This window comes from Caulobacter sp. GW821-FHT12F03, assembly GCF_058806855.1.
In genome coordinates this window covers 1-19686 of the sequence record NZ_JBXAQC010000005.1, presented here as the reverse complement: position 1 = coordinate 19686, position 19686 = coordinate 1, and the positions used below count along the sequence as shown (strand labels likewise).

Sequence of the window (19686 nt, the reverse complement as noted above, 5' to 3'; positions counted from 1 at the left end):
GGCGGCTCCTACAGAAGATCGCGGCGTTTGAGGTCGAGGTAGGCGTTCAGCAGCTTCGGGCCGACCGCGTTCGCCGGGGCGTCGACGATCAGCGCCCCGGCGCGCTGCAGGCGGGCGATGACCACCTCGCGCTCGCGCAGGATCGCGGCGGCCGTGACGGCGCGCGAGACGTCGACGCTTTCGACCGGATCGCACTGGGCGATGGTCTCCATCTCCTCGTCGCGCATGACGACGAACAGCAGGAGGTGGCGGCGCGCCAGGCGGGCGGCGTTCTCGATCAGCAGCTCGGCGCTGGTCGGGTCGGCGAACTCGGTGAACACCACGATCAGCGAGCGCCGCTCAAGCGAGCCGGCCAGCTGGCTGAGGCCGAGCGTGTAGTTGGTCTCAAGGTCCGAGTAGTCGAGCGACGCGGCCTGACGCTGGAGCAGCGGAAACGACCCGACGCCCGCCGTCACGCCGGTGACCAGCCGCGGCTCGGCGTCGAAGCCGAACAGCCCGACCCGGTCGCCCATCTTGAGGCTGACAAAGGCCAAGGTCAGGGCCGCGTTGATCGCCCGGTCGACGCGCGGCAGGCCGGCCAGCGGCTCGCACATGGTGCGGCCGGTGTCGAGCGCCAGCAGGATGTGGTGGTTGCGCTCGGTCCGGTATTCCTTGGACAGCAGCTTGCCGTGCCGCGCCGTCTGCTTCCAGTCGACCGAGCGGCGGTCCATGCCGGGCAGGAAGTCCTTCAGGGCGTGGTACTCGGCGCCCTCGCCGGTATCGAGCTGCGCCTTGACCCCGAACAGGGCGTCGCGCGCGAACAGGCGCATGGCCTCGGCCTGGACGCCGGCGATGTCGGGGGTCAGCGCCAGGGCATGGTCGAGCGCCCGCCGCTGCTGCGCCCAGACCAGGCCCAGCGGACCGCTCCAGCGCACCCACAGGGTCTTCAGATCGGCCTGCCCGCGGCGGCGCGGAGTCAGCCGCACCTCGGCCCGCACCCGGCCATTCTCGACCGGCGCGCGGAACCGGTCAGGGGCGACCGCCACGCGCGCGTCCGCGTCCAGCGCCAGCTCCACCCGGCGTCCCGGCCGGCCGGTGAAGGCCAGGTCGAGACCCGCGTCGGCGAAGGCCCCGGCGCCGATGGCCCCCGGCGCTGTGAGCCGCACCGTCAGGCCCCGGCCGTTCCAGCGCGCCAGCGCCGCGTCGAGCAGCACCGCCCCGGCCAGCAACGCCAGCCAGGCCGGCGCGGCCAGCCAGTAGTCCGAGGCCAGCAGCCCCACGACCAGCGCGACCGGCGCGCCCAGCGCGGCGATGACGACCGCCCTGAGCGTGGGATAGATCACCGCGGCGCCTCGACCTGGTCGATCAGGCCGCGCACCACCTGGTCCACGCGCCGCCCCTCGATCTCGGCCGAGGGCGACAGGATGATCCGGTGGCGCAGGGCGGCCGGGGCCAGCAGCTTGACGTCGTCGGGGATCACGTAGTCGCGGCCGTCGAGCGCGGCGCGGGCCCGGGCGGCGATCGCCAGCATGGCCGCGCAGCGCGGCGAGGCGCCGGCCTCGATGTCGCCGGTCTCGCGCGTGGCCCGCACCAGCCGCACGACATAGTCGGCGATCTCGGGCGTCAGCCGCACGCCGCTGGTCGCCTGCGCCGCGGCGGCGATCTCATCCGCGGTGACCACCTGGCTGACGCCGAGGTCGACCGTGTCCGGCAGGCCGCTGCGCGCGCCGTGCATCAGCACGATGGCCTGTTCCTCGGCCGCGCTCGGCCAGGACAGGGTCTGCTTGAACAGGAACCGGTCGAGCTGGGCTTCCGGCAGCGGATAGGTGCCCTGCTGCTCGATCGGGTTCTGGGTCGCCACCACCATGAACCGCTCGCCGAGCGGATGGCGCACGCCGTCAAGGGTCACCTGCCGCTCCTGCATGGCTTCCAGCAGCGCGGCCTGGGTCTTGGGCGGGGTGCGGTTGATCTCGTCGGCCAGCAGCAGGTCGCAGAAGATCGGCCCGCGCGTCAGGCTGAAGCTGCTGGTCTGGAAGTTGAACACATTGGCCCCGATGATGTCGCCGGGCATCAGGTCGGGGGTGAACTGCACCCGTCCGAAGCGGATCCCCAGCGTCGCGGCGAAGGCCTGGGCCAGCAAGGTCTTCGCCGTGCCCGGCGGTCCCTCGAGCAGCACATGGCCGCCCGCGAAAAGGGCCGTCAGCAACAGGTCGACGGAGTCCGCCTGGCCGACGACGGCCTTGCCGATCTCGCCACGCACACGGTCGGCGAGCGCGCTCACCTCAGCGATGTTCACGGGTCATCTCCAGTCTCCAGTCGTACAGCTTGCGGGTGACGGCCATCAGGGCCGGCAGGTCGCGCGTCTCGCGCGCGGCCTGGATCAGGTCGGAAAAGCGGTCGGTCACGCCCCGCCCGGCCCCGAGGCGGTCGAGGAACAGCTCCAGCGCCTCGGGCTCCAGCTGGCGCGGGGCGCCGACGGCGCGGGCGGCCAGGGCGCGGCACAGCCGGGCGTACCCCTCGGCCATGCGCGGCTCGCGGCCGGCCATGCGGATCAGGCCGGCGGTGCTGTCGACAAGCGCGGCCTTGCCCAGCGCGAACGGCGGCGGCGCCCGGCGCACCGGCCCGAACCGCACCGCCGCGCCAAGACCGGCCAGCAGGGCGGCGGCGAAGGCGCACAGGGTCGCGCCGAGGAACGGCGGCTCCAGCGCCAGCGCCAGCACGCTGCGGCTGCGCTTGTAGCCGTGCAGGGTGACATCGAAGATCAGCGGCCCCTGCGGGCGGATCATGTCGACCATCGCCCCGGCCAGGCGGGCCGTGGCCAGGCTCTTCAGGCCCTGGGTGTCGAGCAGGTCCGGATCGGCGAGGATGCAGGTGCGGGTGTTGGGGATCCGGCCCAGCAGGACGCCGCCGGCGTCATCGGTCAGGACCGGCGTGAGCCGGGTCGACTGCAGCACCTGCAGGTCCTCGAGCGGCCCGCTGGCGCCCAGCCGCGAGGCCGAGCCGTCCGGCCAGGTCCGCCACAGCACGCGCGTCGCCCGGCCCGGCCGGCGGACGACCTTCGCGCCGGGCGCGAACGCCGCCAGAAAGCCCTTGCCGAGCGCGTCGGGGGACAGCAGGCCGCCGCGGGCGACCCAGCCCCTGTGCAACGGATGCGGCCTGAACTCCCACTTGGGCAGGATGATCAGCCGCGCGCCGCCGAACACCACGTCGTCGACCGTCTTGCGCTTCATCTCGGCGCGGGGCGTCAGGAGCAGCAGGCCGCGGCCTTCCGTGCGGATCGGCCCCCGGCTGATGATCACCGTGTCGCCGCGCGCCTGGAACAGCTTCGCCGCGCCGCCGAAGCCGACCGCCGAGCGGGACAGCGGATGGCCGCCGCCGTCGTCGCCGCTGCTCAGCTGCGGCGCGTAGACCGACAGCACGGCCAGGCCGATGAAGGCCAGCACCCCGACGAGGATCATGATCAACACGGTGCGGCCGCGGAAGGCCTCGCGCTCGCGGACCGCGCTCATGCCGGCGCCCCGTCAAGGGCGAAGGCCTCGTAGGTCCGCCGGCAGAGGCTCCAGTCGTCGGCCCCCACGTCGCGGCCGCCGAAGAAGCTGCGCTCGACGACCACGGCGATTGCCGCGAAGGCCCCGCGCGCGCCGTCCGGCAGCTCCGGCAGGGCGGCGATGTCGCGGCTGGTCAGGGACGGCTGCACCAGGCCCGGCCGCTGGTCGCGGATGTCCTGCACGCCCCGCAGCAGCAGCAGGTGGGCGGCCTCGGCGAAACGGCCGTCGGCGGCCAGGGCGTCGGCGTCGGCCAGCAGCACCCGCGCCTGTTCGGCCGTCGGGCGCAGGTCGAGCTCGGCGATCATTTCGCGCCGCGCCGGCGCGGCGACCACGCCGGTGCGGGTGAGGATCTCGCGTACGATCATGAAGAGGATCAGCCCGGCCCCGGCGGCCACGGCGATCCAGAACAGGTAGCCGAGCAGGGGGGCGATCGCCTCCAGCACCTCGCCGACGACCTTGAGCCAGGCCGGCGGCCGGGGCGGCGTGATGGCGGGGAAGTCGAACTGCAGCGTGCGGTCGGCGAGCATCCGCTCATGCGCCCGGGCCATCCGGTCGGGCGTCGCCCCGTCCGTCACGCCAGCCCCGACCAGACCCTGTTCACGCCCCATACCCCGCCTGCATACACGCGAGCCGGGGGCGGGCACAATCGGGAGGGGAGACCTTCGCGCCGTCCGGCGCCGATTTCGCCCGGCCTAGGGCGCCCTCATGCGGATAAGGCCTTCCTGGGCGACCGACGCGACCAGCTGGCCGTCTCCCGAAAAGACCTCCCCGCGCACGAAGCCCCGGCCGCCCGAGGCCGACGGGCTGTCCATCGAGAACAGGTGCCACTCGCTGAACCGCACCGGCCGGTGAAACCACATGGCGTGGTCGAGGCTGGCCGGCTGGAAGTTGGGCAGGCGCCAGTCGACGCCGTGGGGCCGGGTGGTCACGGGCAGCAGGTCGAGATCCGAGGCGTACGCCAAGGCGACCTGATGGGCGCGGGGATCGTCGTCGATCGCATCGTTCGCCCGCATCCAGAGCGCGGCGGTCGCCGGCCGGGGCGCGATGTCGCCGCCGACGCCGAAGCTGTCGAGGTGGCGGACTTCGACGGGGCGCGGCCGGCGCGGCGGCCTTGTCGGGTCACGGCGCGGCCGCAGGGCCTCGTCGGGCGTGCGGGCGGCCGGCATAGGCGTCTGGTGCTCGTAGCCGGTCTCGGCGTCCTGGAACGACGCCGACAGGTTGAAGATCTGCCGCCCGTGCTGGATGGCCGTGACCCGCCGCGTGGTGAACGAGCCGCCGTCGCGCGCGCGGTCGACCTCGAAGAGGATCGGGATCGAGGGGTCGCCCGGACGAATGAAATAGCAGTGCAGGGAGTGGCACAGGCGCGCTTCGACCGTTTCGTACGCCGCGAGCAGCGCCTGGGCGATCACCTGGCCGCCGAAGATGCGGCGCGCGGCCAGATCGACGCTCCGACCGCGGAAAAGGTTCACCTCGATGCGCTCGAGTTTCAGGGCGTCGAACAGGGACAAGGGTCAGGGCGCTCCGGACGGCCGCGAGGACATGCGCGCCGTGACGGCGGCGGGAAGACCGGCCGGCGCGGCCCCCAGCCTGTAGCGGAAACCCGCGTGGGTCCGCGAGTCCCCGTCGATCATTCCTCGCACAACAGACCGTGCGCGCCCCGGAGGGCGTTTGATCCTGTTCGGCCTTTTCGGAAAAGTGGCGCACCCGACACGATTCGAACGTGTGACCTTTGCCTTCGGAGGGCAACGCTCTATCCAGCTGAGCTACGGGTGCGGATCGCTGGCGGAGGCGGGTCAATAGCGGAAAGATCGGCCCGGCGCTACCCCACCGCCAGCCAGATAAAGCGGGCGATGAACAGGGCCGCCAGCAGGTAGAGCATCCAGTCGCCCACGCGGGCCTGTCCGCGGGCCAGTTTCAGCAGGGCGTAGGCGACGATGCCGAAGGCCAGGCCGTTGGCGATCGAGAAGGTCAGCGGGATGGCGACCAGGGTCAGGAAGCCTGGAATGGCGACCAGCGGGTCGTCCCAGTCGCTGGCCGCCAGCGGGGCCATCATCAGGGCGCCGACGAGGATCAGGGCCGGGGCGGTGGCCGCCGCCGGGATGATCTGGGCGAACGGCGCGAACACCAGGGCGACGAGGAACAGCAGGCCGACGACCACCGCGGTCAGGCCGGTGCGGCCGCCCGCGGCGACCCCGGCGGCGCTTTCGATATAGCTGGTGGTGGTGGTCGTGCCGGCGAGGGCGCCGAAGATGGCCGCCGCCGCGTCGGTCAGCAGGATGCGGTTGATGCGCGGAATGGAGCCGTCCGGCGCGGCCAGCCCCGCGCGCTGGGTCACCGCCACCAGGGTGCCGACGTTGTCGAACAGGTCGACGAACAGGAACACCACGACGATCTCGATCATCGCCATGGCCGCGCCGTGGCCGCCGACGCCGAAGGCCGTGGGGATGTCGAGGCGGAAGGCGGTCGAGGTCAGGGCCTCGACGCTGTAGTCGACCGGGGTCCAGTGCACGGCTCCGACGGCCCAGGCCAGGGCGGTGGTGGCGAGGATGCCCACCAGCATGGCCGCGCGGATGCGCCAGGCCAGCAGGGCCCCGGTCAGCACCAGGCCGAACAGCGCCAGCGCCGCCGTCGGCGTGGTCAGGTCGCCGAGCGCCACGGTGGTCGCCGGGTCGGCCACGACGATGCCCGCGCCCTTCAGGCCGATGAAGGCGATGAACAGGCCGATGCCGGCGGCGATCGCGGCGTAGAGCGAGGTCGGGATGGCCCCGACGATCAGCCGCCGCACGCCGGTGACGGTCAGGATGAGGAACAGCACGCCGGAGAGGAAGACGCAGCCGAGCGCCGTCTCCCAGGGCAGGCCCATGCCCTTGACCACGGTGTAGGTGAAATAGGCGTTGAGCCCCATGCCGGGGGCCAGGGCGATGGGATAGTTGGCCACCAGCCCCATCATGATCGAGCCGAAGGCCGCCGCCAGGCAGGTCGCCGCCGCCGCGCCCGCGGCCGGCATGCCCGCGTCGGCGAGGATCGTCGGGTTGACCAGGATGATGTAGGCCATGGTCAGGAAGGTCGTCAGGCCCGCCATGACCTCGGTGCGAACGGCGGTGCCGTTGTCCTTGAGCCTGAACAGCCGTTCCAGCATCCCACCCCCCCTGTCGCCACAGCAGGGCAGCCTAACCCGGCGGGACGCGCCCCGGCAAACGGCCGGGGCGCGAGGCCGGTCAGGTCATCTTGAAGCGGATCGGCACCGACTTGGGTCCGCAGACGAAGCTGGCTTCCATGCGTTTGGGCTCGCCGTCGAGTTCGACGCTTTCGAGGCGCGGCAGCAGCTCTTCCCACAGGACCCGCATCTCCATGCGGCCCAGGTGCTGGCCGAGGCAGACGTGGGCGCCGTAACCGAAGGCCACGTGCTTGTTGGGGCTGCGCTCGATGTCGAACTTGAACGGGTCGGTGAAGGCCGCCTCGTCGCGGTTGCCGGAAGGGTAGCTGAGCATCAGCCAGTCGCCCTTGGCGATCTTCTGGCCGGCGACCTCGGCGTCGTCGGTGGCGGTGCGCATGAAGTGCTTCACCGGCGTCTCCCAGCGGATCGACTCCTCGACCAGGCCCGGGATCAGCGACAGGTCGGCCTTCACCTTGGCGAACTGGTCGGGGTTCTGGGCCAGGGCCCACATGCCGCCGGCCGTGGTGTTGGAGGTGGTGTCGTGGCCGGCCGTGGCGGCGATGATGTAGTAGCTCATCGCCTCCAGGTGGCCGAGCGGCTTGCCCTCGATCTGGCCGTTGGCGATGACGCTGGCGAGGTCGTTGCGCGGGTTGGCCCGGCGGTCCTCGGTCATGGCGTTGAAGTAGGTCATGAAGTCCATGACCGTCGCCTGCACGGCGGCGAGGCCGGCGTCGGCGTCAGTGATGGCCGAGCCGCTGCGGTTCAGTTCCGGGTCGGCGCTGCCGAACAGTTCCTGGGTCAGCTTGAGCATGCGCGGTTCATCGATCTCCGGCACGCCGAGGACCTCCATGATCACGTGCAGCGGATAGAGGAAGGCCACGTCGCGGGCGAAGTCGCAGCAATCGCCCTTGGCGGCCATGCGGTCGACGAAGCCCCTGGCGATCTCGCGGATGCGCGCCTCGAGGCCGCGGATGTTCTGCGGCAGGAACCAGGCCTGGGTCAGGCGCCGGTAGTTCATGTGGTCGGGGTTATCCATCTGGACCAGCGAGCGGACCAGGTGCGGCGAGCCGCCGGTCATGGCCCGGACCTTCTGGTCCATGACGATCGGCGTCACCACGGTGGCGCGGTCGCCGTTGTGGAACAGGTCGTTCTGCTTCTCGACCTCCTGGATGTCGGCGAAGCGGGTCACGACCCAGAAGGGATCGAACCCCTCGGGCTGGGCCTGGGCGAGCGGCGCGTTCTCGCGCAGCCACTTGAAGGCGTCGTCGACGCGCTTGCCGTCGGCGTAGGCTTTCGGGTCAACGATGGTGTTGGCCACGTCCTGGGGAATCATCATGGGTCTGGCTTCCTGATCAGTCCTCGCCGCCTGTCCCCGGCGGCTGTCTCGAAAACGCTAGCACTCACTTGCTATACAGCCAACAAGTAAGTTAGAGAATTGACATGGCTCAGTCCACGCCCCTCGACCGAACGCGCCGGACCCAGGCGCAACGCCGGGACGAATCCGAGCAGAAGCTGCTGCGGGCGGCGGGCGACGTGATCGCCGAGCGGGGCGTGACGGCGGCGACCTTCGAGGCGATCGGCACCCAGGCCGGCTACAGCCGGGGTCTGGCCACCCAGAAGTTCGGCTCCAAGCAGGGCATGATCGAGGCGCTCATCGCCCACCTCCATGCCCGGCAGGACGCGGTGCTGGGCGCCATCGGCATCGACGCCATGCCGGGCCTCGAGGCGCTGCTGACCTATGTCGACCTGTATCTGCGCGACCTGTCGCTGAAGGGCGAGGGCCGCGCCTATTTCATGCTGCTGGCCAGCGCCATCGCCGACCTGTCGTCGCTGCGCGCGGCCTTCGCGGTGTCCCATGAACGGGTCGAGCGCCGGCTCGAGGCGATGGTCCTGCGCGGTCAGACCGAGGGCGCCATCCGTCGCGACCTCGACGCCGACGCCGCGGCCCTGATCGTCGGCAGCCTGCTGCTCGGGCTTTCGATCCAGTGCCTGATCGACCCGGACATGGACCTCGAACCGATCCGCACCACCAGCCTCGCGACCCTGCGGCTCAGCTTCGCCGCGGTCGCCCCTCCGGAGGGATAACCCATGGCCGACGCCGCGCCGTACAAGACCTGGCAGTGCCGCACCTGCGGCTTCATCTATGACGAGGCCGAGGGCGACCTCGGCGAGGGCCTGGCGCCCGGCACGCGCTGGTCCGACATTCCCGACAGCTGGGTCTGCCCGCTGTGCGGCACGCCCAAGGCCGACTTCGACATGATCGAGCTCTAGCCCTTCACCAGGGGCTCGCAGACATCCCCGGCGCGACGGGCGGCGTCGACCCTGGCGAAGGCTTCCGCCGTCGGCGCCAGCCGGCGGTCGAGCGCCAGGCCGCGACGGCTGGGCGCGACGACGACGCTGGCCGGATCGACGCCGGCGGGCGGCCTGGCCCCTTTCGCGACCAGCACGATCTCCGCGCCGTCCGGTCCCATGGTCCGGTCGTTGAGCGAGAAGAAGTTGTCGGTGTTGGCCGCGTAGAGCGACAGCGACGCATAGTCGGTCGCCCCGGCGACGCGGATGCGGACCGGGCCCTCGCCCACGTCCCAGGCGCAGGCCGCGTAGGCGAGATCGGGCGAGGAGCGGACGACGCGCTGCGTCTCCGGCGTGGTGCGCGGCGCGAAGTTCCAGTGACCGGCCCCGCCGGCGGCGGCGATACGCTTCATGGCGATCGACATGATGACCGTCGGCCCGGCGAACAGGGCCACGGCATGGACGGTCGCGGCGATGGCCAGGGTCAGCAGGCCCCAGCGGACGAACGGCTTCATGACGCGCCTCCCGCGCAGGCTTCGCGGGTGACGATGGGCATCGGCGCCAGCGCCGGATCCTTCACCACCGCCGGATCGGGATTGTAGAACCGCAGCAGCAGGGAGACATCGGTGGCGGTCGCGCTGGAGATCCACAGCCCCTGCGCCGGGCGGGGTCCGCCCAGCTGGGCCGACCAGCGGCCGGCCGCGTCCGACGCCGCGCGGGTCTTGTCAATCGACGGCGCGCCGTCGTTGTTCCGCGCCAGGTAACCCTTGTCGTACAGGGTAATCGACCACCAGCGCACCGGCATGGGGCCGCCGACGATGCGGTAGCGGCAGCCGGCGCGCAGGGCGGCGCCGGTCGAATCGGTCGCGGTGGTGAAGTAGATCGTCTCGGAGCGGTCGAGCGCGAGCAGCCCGCCGACAGCGACCTTCAGACGCGTGTAGGGATCGGCCCCCTTCGACCCGGCCAGCGGATTGTAGCTCCACCCGGCGTGCGGCACGCCCTTGAACCCGCCGCCGCCGGCGATCAGCCCGGCCAGCGAGGCGAGGCCCAGCACCCCGCCCGCCAGCGCCGCCGTCGCCACGAAGACGATCCGTCGAAATATCATGGTCCCCGCCCCCCGGCGTCTTCGCCCTAGTCCTTCGTCGGATCCCGTCCGTCCGGCGCATCATAGGTCAGGGCCAGGAAGACGTCCTCGAGATCGGGATCTTCGGTCGCGATGTCCTTGATGTGCAGGCCGCTGGCCCGCACCGCCGCCAGCACCTGCTCGACGCTGGACTGGCCGGTCTTGTAGGTCACAGAGAAGGACCCGCCGCTGCGCAGTCTGGTCTCAAAGCCCGTCAGGTCGGGGGCCGTGGCGACCGGCTCGTCGGGCGTGACCACGACATTGCGGGTGTCGAGCCGCTGCAGCAGGGTGCTGGTCGGCTCGCAGGCGACCACCTCGCCGCGGTTGACGATGGCGATCTGGTCGCAGAGCTCCTGCGCTTCCTCGAGGTAGTGGGTGGTCAGGACGATGGTCACGCCCAGCCGGTTGAGGCCGACCACATAGTTCCACAGCTGGCGGCGCAGCTCGACGTCGACGCCGGCGGTCGGCTCGTCGAGGATCAGCACCGGCGGATTGTGCACCATGGCCTTGGCCACCATCAGCCGGCGCTTCATGCCGCCCGACAGCTGGCGGACATAGGCGTCCGCCTTGTCGGTCAGGCCGAGCGCGGCGAGCAGCTCGTCGGTGCGACGCTCCTTCTTCGGCACGCCGTACATGCCGGCCTGGACCTCGAGCGACTCGCGCGGCGTGAAGAACACGTCGGCGGCCAGCTCCTGGGGCACCACGCCGATGGCGGCGCGGGCGTCGCGCGGGCGGCTGTCGATGTCGCGGTCCCAGATCTTCACCGTCCCGGATGACTTGCGGGTCAGGCCGGCGAGGATGTTGATGAAGGTCGACTTGCCGGCGCCGTTCGGGCCCAGCAGGCCAAAGATCGAGCCGCGCGGAATCTTCAGGTCGATGCCGTTCAGGGCCAGCTTTTCAGGCGTGGTCTTCGTCGCGGCGTAGCGCTTCACCAGGCCGGTGGCCTCGATGGCGTAGTCGGGCAGGTCCATTCGGGCTTTCTTGACGGTCCGGATCAATTGACGCCCCGGCGGGGCCTCGCATAGGTATGCGCCAGACGCCGCCACGCCAAGGGCGGGATTGGGAAGAGATCAATGGCCCGCAAGACCACGGCGAAAACTTCCAGCGGGACGACCCCCACCGCGACGCCCGCGGCGGCGGCGGCCTTCCCCGCGCCGGAGTCGGTGACCGTCCGTTCGCACCGCATCGCCTGCGAGGGCGTCGGCGGGGCGCTGGGCCATCCGCGCGTCTGGCTGGAGATGGGCGCGGCCGGCTTCGTCGACTGCCCCTACTGCGACCGCCGCTTCATCGCCGCCACCGCGCCGGGCGACGAGGACGAGCGTCTGGCCCCGGGCGTCTACGAAGGCTCCGCCGGCCATTGAGGTCCGTTTCCCGCCACCGGCGGGGCTGACGATCCGGCGGGACGGTTCTAGTCTCGCCTCATGAGCACCACCGCCAACACCTTCCGCGACCTGCACGCGGGTCCCGAGCTGCTGATCCTGCCGAACGGCTGGGACGCGGGCAGCTGCCGCCTGATCGAGACGCTCGGCGCGAAGGCCGTGGCCACCTCGAGCGCCGCCGTCTGCTGGAGCCACGGCTATGCCGACGGCCACCATCTGCCCGTCGAATTTTTGATCAACACGGTGCGGGAGATCACCCGCGCCATCGCCATCCCGCTGACCTGCGACTTCGAGGGCGGCTACGCCGACGACCCCGCGACGGTCGGCGACAACGTCGCCAGGGTCATCGACGCCGGGGCGGTCGGGATCAACATCGAGGACGGCGGCGGCGCGCCGGAGCTTCTGGCGGCCAAGATCGAGGCCGTGCGCAAGGCGGCCGACCGCGCGGGCGTGGCCCTGTTCATCAACGCCCGCGCCGACGTCTACCTTCGGCGGCTGGCCGAGGGCGAGGCGGCGGTGGCCGAGGTGCTGCGCCGGGCGGCCCTGTATCGTGCGGCCGGCGCCGACGGCCTGTTCGCGCCGGGCGTGGTCGTTGCGGACGAGATCGCCGCCATCGCGGCCGGATGCGGCCTGCCACTGAACGTCATGGCCCGGCCGGGCCTGCCGAAGGGGCCCGAGCTGCAGGCGCTGGGCGCCCGACGGATCAGTTCGGCGACGGGCCTCGCCCGCGCGGCGCTGGCGGCGCTGAACGCGGCGACAACCGAGTTCCTGGCCACCGGGGATTCGGACGCCCTGGCGGCCGCCAGCCCGGTCAGCCAGGACTACAACACGCTGTTCAGCTGAGACCGAACGGCACGACCCTGTTGTCGGCGTCATGGCCGATATCGGCCGCGCCCAGGTAGGGAATGCCCGACCGCTGGCACCACTCCCGGCAGACCTCCTCGGCGGTCATGCCGAAGTCCGGATCGTTGGGCGGGATGTCGCTGCAACGGCCGAGCCGGATGCCGGCCACCCTGCGGATCCCTGCATTGCCCGTGATGTGAAACAGCGCCCGGTCGAGGCGGTACATGTACTCGCCGACATCCTCGAGCAGCAGTTCGTGGTCGGTCAGGTCGGGCTGCAACGCTGTGCCGACAAGCTGGCTGAGCACGGTGATGTTGAACGCCGCCGCCTTGCGGCCGGGCGTCAGGCCGGGCTCGAGCGCCGCTCGGTCGCCGTCGGCGATCCAGGCCAGGGCCCGGGCGATGGCCGCCTCGCCGCCCGGCCGGCGGATGTCGTGAGCCACGGGACCGTGGGTCGGGCGGCCGATCCCGGCCCTGTGCAGGCCCGCCAGCACGAAGCCCGTGTCGCTGTAGCCCATGTAGATCTTGTCGCGGGCCGCGCCGGTCAGGCCGGCGAGGATCGCCTCGGCCGGACGGTTGGAGCCGTAGCCGCCGCGAGCCACCCACAGGGCGTCGAACGCCGGGTCGTTGGCCACCCGCAGGAAGCCCTCGGCCCTGGCGGCGTCATCGCCGGCGAAGTGGTTGTGGGTCAGGAAGCACTGCGGGTCGAACACCACCTGGACCCGGCCGTCGGGGTAGAGGCGGGCGACCAGGGCCTCGACCTCGGCCGGCACGGCGGGGTCCATGCGCGACGAGGGGGCGACGACGCCGATCCTGACCGGTTTGACCATCTGCTCGCGAACCCGTCGGGCGGTTTGTCACCCTGCCCCTGACCGTATATTTCCCGGGGATGATTCAGGACAGACCCTACTTCTTCTGCGGGATTGGCGGCAGCGGCATGCTCCCCCTGGCCCTGATCGTCCAGGCGACCGGCGCCACGGTGGAAGGCTCCGACCGGGCCCTCGACCAGGGCCGCACCGCGCCCAAGTTCGAGTTCCTGCGCGCCCGGGGCATCCGTCTGTTCGCCCAGGACGGCAGCGGCGTGACACGGCCGGAGCAGATCATCGTCGCCACCGCCGCTGTCGAGGACACCGTGCCCGACGTGGTCGCGGCCCGGCGGGTCGGGGCGACGATGCTGTCGCGCGCCGAACTGCTGGCCGACCTGTTCAATGCGGCGCCGCAGTCGGTCGGGGTCGCCGGCACCAGCGGCAAGTCGACGACCACGGCGATGATTGGCTGGATCCTGCACCGCACGGGCCGCGACCCGACGGTGATGAACGGCGCGGTGATGAAGAACTTCGTCACCGACGACACGCCCTTCGCCAGCGCCCTGGTCGGTCAGGGCGGGCTGTTCGTCAGCGAGGTCGACGAAAGCGACGGCTCGATCGCCCGCTACTGGCCGCAGGTGGCGGTGATCAACAACATCAGCGAAGACCACAAGACGATGGACGAGCTGCGGGTGCTGTTCCGCGACTATGCCCTGAAGGCCCGCACCGTGGTGCTGAACCTCGACAACGACGAGACGGCGCGGCTGGCCCACGAGCTTCCGCGCGAGCGCCAGATCAGCTGGAGCTTCAACGATCCGTCGGCCGATCTGTATGCGGACGATATCGCGCCGGCGCCCGACTCGATCGCCTTCCGTTTGCACGAGCAGATCAGCGACGAGATGCTTCCGGTGCGGCTCAAGGTCCCCGGCCGGCACAATGTCGCCAACGCCCTGGCCGCGCTCGGGGCCGTGCGGGCGCTGGACGTGCCGCTGGCCGAGGCGATCGCCGCCATCGAGGACTACGAGGGGGTCAAGCGGCGGCTGGAAGTCGTGGGCTCGAAGGGCGGCGTCACCGTCATCGACGACTTCGCCCACAACCCGGACAAGATCGCCGCCACGCTCGACACCCTGCACGCCTTTCCCGGCCGGCTGCTGGTGATGTTCCAGCCGCACGGCTTCGGGCCGCTGCGGCTGATGCGTCGCGAGTTCGTGCGCGGCTTCCTCGACGGTCTGTCAGCGGACGATGTGCTGCTGATGCCCGAGCCGGTCTATTTCGGCGGCACGACCATCCGCGAGGTGACCAGCGAGGACATCGCCGCCGACGTCCGCGCCGGCGGCCGCGCGGCCGAGGCCCTGCCTGACCGTCCCGCCTGCGGCGACCGTCTGGTGGCGCTGGCCCGGCCCGGCGACCGGATCATCATCATGGGCGCCCGTGACGACACCCTGTCGGTCTTCGCCGCCGAGGTGCTGGCGCGGCTGGCGGACTGATCAGGGCGGCGGGAGACCCTCTGGGCGCGACCACTGGTCATCGACGGCGCGCAGCTCCGCCTCGCTCGCATTGCCCGGATTGGCGAAGCGGATGCTCACCAGCACGTCGGTATAGGCGAAGTCGCCGCCGCCGGGCGGCAGGGCGACGCGAAACTCGGGGGCGAGCTTCAAGGCCTCCTGGGTCAACCCGGAGCGCAGGGGCGACTGCCCCGCCGCGCGGCAACGCGAAAGCCGACCGTCCGCCTCTACCCGACAACGGATCGCCCCGTAGCCGCCGGAAACACCGGACAGGGCCGCGGGCCAGCGGGCGCGAATGTCATTGCCCGTCGGCGTGTGGGCCCACTCGACGGCCGTGGTGACCTTGCGCTCGCCGTAGGCTGCCGCGCTGATGGAATAGGAAAAGGTGATTGTGTCGCCCGTGACGGAGCCGCTGACTTTACGGGGCTTGCGCCGCCACTGCTTCTGAACCTGCTCAAGGGCGATTCGGCCGAAGCCCAGTCCCGGCGGCGTTTCCCTGACGATGGTGCAGTCCCGAAGCCGGTCGGCCACGAGCAGACAGGCGATCGTGGCCTCGCCGCTGATCGACAGGTCGAATGACTCCCGCGGATAGAAACCCGAATCCCCTCGGCTTGATGGCCAGGACGAAGACTGGGTGACCAGTCGCGGCATGCCAGGTAGCCGTGGCTGCTGCCAGGATGGGGTGGGAAGGCTTCTGGGCTGATTGGACTGCGCCGCCGCGACGGTCACGCCGCCCGTCGCCGCCAGCACGAATAGCGCCGCGATCACCGCGCGCGGGTTCCGTCCGGCCATGTCAGCGCCCCCCCGCCGGGGCCTCGCCCTCCGGCGACAGGCTGAACTTGATCGGCGCATTGACGCGCGCCCCGGCCACCGGGCGGCCCTCGGGCGTCCAGGGGTCCATCTGCATCAGGCTGACGGCCGTGACGGCCGCCTGGCCGAAACCGAGGCCCTCGGGCGCCTCGCGCGCGACGCGGCAGTCGGTCATCCTGCCGTCCGGCGCGACCAGGCAGTCGGCGACGCCGACGCCCTCCTTCACCCCCGCATCGGCCGCCGCCGTCGGATAGAGGGCGACGACCTTGTCGGGGTTGATGCGCACGATCCAGTCGGGCTTCTCGACCTTCTTCGCCTGCCCCGCCGGGGTGGCGGGGTTGTAGAAGCGGAAGCTGACGGCGATGTCGGCGCCGCCGTAGCGCTTCAGGTCATCGGCCGTCGCCTTGAGCCGGAACCTGTCCACCAGTCCGCGGGCGGCTTCGCCGAACGGCGCGCCCTTCGGGGTCTGGCCGGCGATGGTGCAGTTGCGCAGCCCGGCGTCCGACCCGACCCGGCAGCGCAGGACGGAGGTGCCGACCGCCAGGTCCCCGACCCCGGCCGGCCAGGCGGCGGCCATGTCCTCGAAGCTCGGCGCCTGGGCCCAGACCGCCTCGGTGACCACCGTGCGGGCGGAGACGGTCGGCGACACCAGCCGGATCGGAATGCGGATGGTCGCGCCGTCGACGGGCTTTCCATCGACCGTCCCCGGCTTCATCCGGAAGATGGCTTCGGCCATCTTCACCACGGCGGCCCCGAAGCCCATGCCGGCCGGCGATTCGCGATCGGCGACGCAGTCCCTGAGCCGGCCGGTGATCGCGACCTGGCAGACGAGCGTCACCATGCCGCTGACGCTCTTGTCGGTAGCTTCCTCGGGGAAATAGCGGGTCATCTCCTCGGCGGACGGTATCGCCGCCCAGTCGGGATCGGTCACGGTCTGCGCCGACGCCGGTCCCAGCAGAACGGCGGCCAGCCCGATACCCAACGCCACGCTTCGCATCACCGCCCCCTGTCACTCGCGCCATAGTCGCATCCCGACGCCGCGCTGCAAAGGCGCCAAACGCCGGATGACCCGCGCGCCGGGCGACACTATCTTGCGTCCATGACCGACACCGACGCCCCCGCCCTGCCCGACGTCCGCGCCCACACCCAGGACGGCCCGCCCGTGCGCCTCTACCTGGTCGACGGCTCGGGCTACATCTTCCGCGCCTACCACGCGCTGCCGCCGCTGACGCGCAAGTCGGACGGCCTGCCCGTCGGCGCGGTGCAGGGCTTCTGCAACATGCTGTTCAAGCTGCTGCGGGACATGAAGGAGGGCGGGCCGACCCACCTGGCGGTGATCTTCGACCATTCGGAGAAGACGTTCCGCAACGACCTGTACGACCAGTACAAGGCCCACCGCCCGCCGCCGCCGGAGGACCTGATCCCGCAGTTCCCGCTGGTGCGCGAGGCGACCCGGGCGTTCGGCGTGCCGTCGATCCAGCTGCCCGGCTACGAGGCCGACGACCTGATCGCCGCCTATGCCTGCAAGGTGCGCGACGCCGGCGGCGAGGTGGTGATCATCTCGTCCGACAAGGACCTGATGCAGCTGGTCGGGGATCGCGTGTCGATGCTCGACACGATGAAGAACGTGCTGATCGGCCCCGACCAGGTGTTCGAGAAGTTCGGCGTGACGCCCGACAAGGTGGTCGAGGTCCAGGCCCTGTGCGGCGACAGCGTCGACAACGTGCCCGGCGCCCCCGGCATCGGCATCAAGACCGCCGCCCTGCTGATCAACGAGTACGGCGACCTGGAGACGCTGCTCAGCCGCGCCCACGAGATCAAGCAGGAGAAGCGCCGCGAGACCCTGATCAATTTCGCCGACCAGATCCGCCTGTCGCGCCAGCTGGTGCAGCTGGACTGCGACACGCCGCTGCCCGAGCCCGTCGAGGCGCTGGCCGTGCGCGAGCCGGACGGCCCGACGCTGGCGGCCTTCCTCGAGCAGATGGAGTTCCGCGGCCTGGCCCGGCGCGTCGGCGACGCGGCGGCGGGCAACGGCATGCCCGGCGCCCCGATGCCGAAGATGGGCGCGCCCCGGCCCGCCCCCGGGGGCGGCTACAGCGCCGGCGAGCGGGAACCCGCCGCGCCGGTCGAGGCCGTACAGATCGACACAGCGAAGTACGTCTGCGTGCGCGACCTCGCGACCCTGGAATCCTGGGTGAAACGGGCCGGCGAGGCCGGCGTGGTCGCCTTCGACACCGAGACCGACGCGCTGGGCTCGGCCGTCGCCGGCCTGTGCGGCGTGTCCCTGGCCGTCGCCCCGGGCGAGGCCTGCTACATCCCGCTGGGCCACTGCGGGAAGGACGAGGGCCTGTTCGGCGGCGACGGCGGCGCCGACCTGACCCAGATCCCGCTCGACCAGGCGCTCGCGGCGCTGAAGCCGCTGCTCGAGGACCCCTCGGTGCTGAAGGTGGCCCAGAACGCCAAGTACGACCTCGGCGTGCTCAGCCGCTACGGCATCCAGGTCGCGCCGATCGACGACACCATGCTGATCAGCGCCTCGCTGGAGGCCGGCCTGCACGGTCACGGCATGGACGAGCTCAGCGAGCTCTGGCTGGGCCACAAGCCGATCCCGTTCAAGCAGGTCTGCGGCGTCGGCAAGAGCGAGATCAGCTTCAAGCACGTCGCCCTGGAGCCGGCCACGGCCTACGCGGCCGAGGACGCCGATGTCACCCTGCGGCTCTGGCGGATCCTGCGGCCGCGGCTGGCGCGCGAAGGCCTGCTGACCATCTACGAGACCACCGAGCGCCCCCTGCCGCCGGTGGTGGCGCAGATGGAGAACCACGGCATCAAGGTCGACCCCGACCTGCTGCGCGGCCTGAGCCACGAATTCTCGATGCGCATGGTCGATCTCGAGGCGAAGGCCCATGAGCTGGCCGGCCGGCCGTTCAACCTGGGCAGCCCCAAGCAGATCGGCGACATCCTGTTCGGCGAACTGGGCCTCGAGGGCGGCAAGAAGACCGCCTCCGGCCAGTGGGCCACCGACGTGGACGTGCTCGAACGGCTGGCCGCCAGCCACGACCTGCCGCGCACCCTGCTCGACTGGCGCCAGCTGTCCAAGCTCAAGGGCACCTACACCGACAACCTGATCGCCGCGATCAATCCGGACACCGGCCGGGTGCACACCTCCTACAGCCTGGCCGCCGCCAACACCGGCCGTCTCGCCTCGACCGATCCGAACCTGCAGAACATCCCCATCCGCACCGAGGAAGGCCGCAAGATCCGCAAGGCCTTCATCGCCGAGCCGGGCCATGTGCTGATCAGCGCCGACTACAGCCAGATTGAGCTGCGGCTGCTGGCCCATGTGGGCGACATTCCCCAGCTCAAGCGGGCCTTCCGCGAGGGCCTCGACATCCACGCCATGACCGCCTCGGAGATGTTCAACACCCCGATCGAGGGCATGCCGTCAGACATCCGCCGCCGGGCCAAGGCGATCAACTTCGGCATCGTCTACGGCATCAGCGCCTTCGGCCTGGCCAACCAGCTGGGCATCGACCAGTCCGAGGCCGGGGCCTACATCAAGACCTACTTCGAGCGCTTCCCCGGCATCCGCGAATACATGGACCGGATGCGCGCCGAGGTGCGCGAGAACGCCTACGTCACGACGATCTTCGGCCGCCGGATCAACATCCCCGACATCCGCGGCAAGGCCGTCGGCATGCGCCAGTTCGCCGAGCGCGCGGCGATCAACGCGCCGCTGCAAGGCGCCGCCGCCGACATCATCCGCCGGGCCATGGCCCGCATGCCCTCGGCCCTGGCCGACGCGGGCCTCAGCTCGCGCATGCTGCTGCAGGTGCACGACGAACTGGTCTTCGAGACCACGGTCGAACAGGCCGATGAGACCATGCGCGTGGCCAAGGCGGTGATGGAAAAGGCCGCCCTGCCGGCGGTGGACCTGTCCGTGCCGCTGGTGGTCGAGGCCCGCGCCGCCGCCAACTGGGACGAGGCGCACTGACCTCGTCCGCCACGACCGGAACCTCCCCCTCGCCGTCACGTTCGCTCATCGGGCTGTAGCGTAGAGGGCTGACAATGAAACAGGTGCTGTACTGGACGCTCGCCGTCCCGCTCACGGCCATCGCCGCGCTGGTCCTGCTGAAATTCATGCAGGTCGGAATCTAGGGGAACCTCCACCTCCTGGTGGAGCCGAGGGGAGGACCGGCTGATGGTTTCACGGTCTTCCAACGATCCCTTTTCATCGTCCTGGACCGTCTC

19 protein-coding genes and 1 tRNA gene are annotated in these 19686 nt (G+C 71.1%); 6 read left to right on the top strand and 14 right to left on the bottom strand.

Annotation, left to right across the window (positions count from 1 at the left end; genetic code table 11):
• Positions 1–8: 8 nt before the first annotated feature.
• From AC1RN0_RS12840 to AC1RN0_RS12805, 8 genes are all read right to left on the bottom strand, one after another.
• Positions 9–1322: a DUF58 domain-containing protein gene (locus AC1RN0_RS12840; RefSeq protein ID WP_492787837.1), complete on the bottom strand. Its 1314-nt coding sequence runs from the start codon at positions 1320–1322 to the stop codon at positions 9–11.
• Positions 1319–2275: an AAA family ATPase gene (locus tag AC1RN0_RS12835; protein ID WP_492787836.1), complete on the bottom strand. Its 957-nt coding sequence runs from the start codon at positions 2273–2275 to the stop codon at positions 1319–1321. The genes AC1RN0_RS12840 and AC1RN0_RS12835 overlap by 4 nt, the downstream gene beginning before the upstream one ends.
• Complete coding sequence (locus AC1RN0_RS12830; protein ID WP_492787835.1) at positions 2262–3488, bottom strand: hypothetical protein; 1227 nt, start codon at positions 3486–3488, stop codon at positions 2262–2264. The genes AC1RN0_RS12835 and AC1RN0_RS12830 overlap by 14 nt, the downstream gene beginning before the upstream one ends.
• A complete protein-coding gene (locus AC1RN0_RS12825) occupies positions 3485–4135 on the bottom strand; it encodes a hypothetical protein (RefSeq protein ID WP_492787834.1) in 651 nt (216 codons plus the stop codon). The genes AC1RN0_RS12830 and AC1RN0_RS12825 overlap by 4 nt, the downstream gene beginning before the upstream one ends.
• Before the next feature lie 84 nt (positions 4136–4219).
• Positions 4220–5035 carry an acyl-CoA thioesterase gene (locus tag AC1RN0_RS12820; RefSeq protein WP_492787833.1) on the bottom strand — a complete coding sequence of 272 codons (816 nt, stop codon included), beginning with the start codon at positions 5033–5035 and terminating at the stop codon, positions 4220–4222.
• A 188-nt stretch (positions 5036–5223) separates the two neighbouring features.
• Positions 5224–5300, bottom strand: a tRNA-Arg gene (locus AC1RN0_RS12815).
• Positions 5301–5346: 46 nt separating this feature from the next.
• Entirely contained in the window at positions 5347–6666 is a 1320-nt protein-coding gene (locus AC1RN0_RS12810) for an NCS2 family permease (RefSeq protein ID WP_492787832.1), read from the bottom strand.
• A 79-nt stretch (positions 6667–6745) separates the two neighbouring features.
• Positions 6746–8020: a cytochrome P450 gene (locus tag AC1RN0_RS12805; RefSeq protein ID WP_492787831.1), complete on the bottom strand. Its 1275-nt coding sequence runs from the start codon at positions 8018–8020 to the stop codon at positions 6746–6748.
• A gap of 104 nt (positions 8021–8124) precedes the next feature.
• Here AC1RN0_RS12805 and AC1RN0_RS12800 point away from each other — a divergent pair, with 104 nt between their 5' ends.
• A complete protein-coding gene (locus AC1RN0_RS12800; RefSeq protein ID WP_492787830.1) occupies positions 8125–8769 on the top strand; it encodes a TetR/AcrR family transcriptional regulator in 645 nt (214 codons plus the stop codon).
• A 3-nt stretch (positions 8770–8772) separates the two neighbouring features.
• Positions 8773–8955 (top strand): rubredoxin, encoded by a 183-nt coding sequence (locus AC1RN0_RS12795; protein ID WP_492787829.1) that lies wholly within the window; start codon positions 8773–8775, stop codon positions 8953–8955.
• On the opposite strand, the gene AC1RN0_RS12790 is transcribed toward AC1RN0_RS12795, so the two are convergent.
• From AC1RN0_RS12790 to AC1RN0_RS12780, 3 genes are read right to left on the bottom strand one after another with little or no spacing between them, the layout of a single operon-like run.
• Entirely contained in the window at positions 8952–9488 is a 537-nt protein-coding gene (locus AC1RN0_RS12790; protein WP_492787828.1) for a DUF1254 domain-containing protein, read from the bottom strand. The genes AC1RN0_RS12795 and AC1RN0_RS12790 overlap by 4 nt on opposite strands.
• The gene (locus AC1RN0_RS12785) at positions 9485–10078 is read right to left on the bottom strand and encodes a DUF1214 domain-containing protein (RefSeq protein WP_492787827.1); all 594 of its coding nucleotides are present in this window, start codon (positions 10076–10078) and stop codon (positions 9485–9487) included. The genes AC1RN0_RS12790 and AC1RN0_RS12785 overlap by 4 nt, the downstream gene beginning before the upstream one ends.
• A gap of 26 nt (positions 10079–10104) precedes the next feature.
• Entirely contained in the window at positions 10105–11067 is a 963-nt protein-coding gene (locus tag AC1RN0_RS12780) for an ABC transporter ATP-binding protein (RefSeq protein WP_492787826.1), read from the bottom strand.
• Positions 11068–11169: 102 nt separating this feature from the next.
• Between AC1RN0_RS12780 and AC1RN0_RS12775 the strand changes: the two genes are divergently transcribed.
• Both AC1RN0_RS12775 and AC1RN0_RS12770 read left to right on the top strand, forming a co-directional pair.
• The gene (locus AC1RN0_RS12775) at positions 11170–11457 is read left to right on the top strand and encodes a zinc-finger domain-containing protein (RefSeq protein WP_492787825.1); all 288 of its coding nucleotides are present in this window, start codon (positions 11170–11172) and stop codon (positions 11455–11457) included.
• Between the two features lie 60 nt (positions 11458–11517).
• Positions 11518–12318, top strand: coding sequence for an isocitrate lyase/PEP mutase family protein (locus AC1RN0_RS12770; RefSeq protein WP_492787824.1), 801 nt, complete (start codon positions 11518–11520; stop codon positions 12316–12318).
• Here the strand turns inward: AC1RN0_RS12770 and AC1RN0_RS12765 are convergent.
• Positions 12311–13147, bottom strand: coding sequence for an LD-carboxypeptidase (locus AC1RN0_RS12765; RefSeq protein ID WP_492787823.1), 837 nt, complete (start codon positions 13145–13147; stop codon positions 12311–12313). The genes AC1RN0_RS12770 and AC1RN0_RS12765 overlap by 8 nt on opposite strands.
• A gap of 59 nt (positions 13148–13206) precedes the next feature.
• On the opposite strand from AC1RN0_RS12765, the gene AC1RN0_RS12760 reads away from it, so the two are divergent.
• Entirely contained in the window at positions 13207–14610 is a 1404-nt protein-coding gene (locus AC1RN0_RS12760) for a UDP-N-acetylmuramate--L-alanine ligase (RefSeq protein WP_492787822.1), read from the top strand.
• Here AC1RN0_RS12760 and AC1RN0_RS12755 read toward each other — a convergent pair whose 3' ends face one another.
• Together AC1RN0_RS12755 and AC1RN0_RS12750 are read right to left on the bottom strand one after the other, a co-directional pair.
• Positions 14611–15420: a hypothetical protein gene (locus tag AC1RN0_RS12755; RefSeq protein ID WP_492787821.1), complete on the bottom strand. Its 810-nt coding sequence runs from the start codon at positions 15418–15420 to the stop codon at positions 14611–14613. It abuts the gene before it with no gap.
• A 1-nt stretch (position 15421) separates the two neighbouring features.
• Positions 15422–16426 carry a TonB family protein gene (locus tag AC1RN0_RS12750; RefSeq protein ID WP_492787820.1) on the bottom strand — a complete coding sequence of 335 codons (1005 nt, stop codon included), beginning with the start codon at positions 16424–16426 and terminating at the stop codon, positions 15422–15424.
• A gap of 111 nt (positions 16427–16537) precedes the next feature.
• Between AC1RN0_RS12750 and polA the strand changes: the two genes are divergently transcribed.
• On the top strand, positions 16538–19429 hold the full coding sequence (polA, locus tag AC1RN0_RS12745; protein WP_492787819.1) for a DNA polymerase I: 2892 nt from the start codon (positions 16538–16540) through the stop codon (positions 19427–19429).
• The last annotated feature ends 257 nt before the right edge of the window (positions 19430–19686 follow it).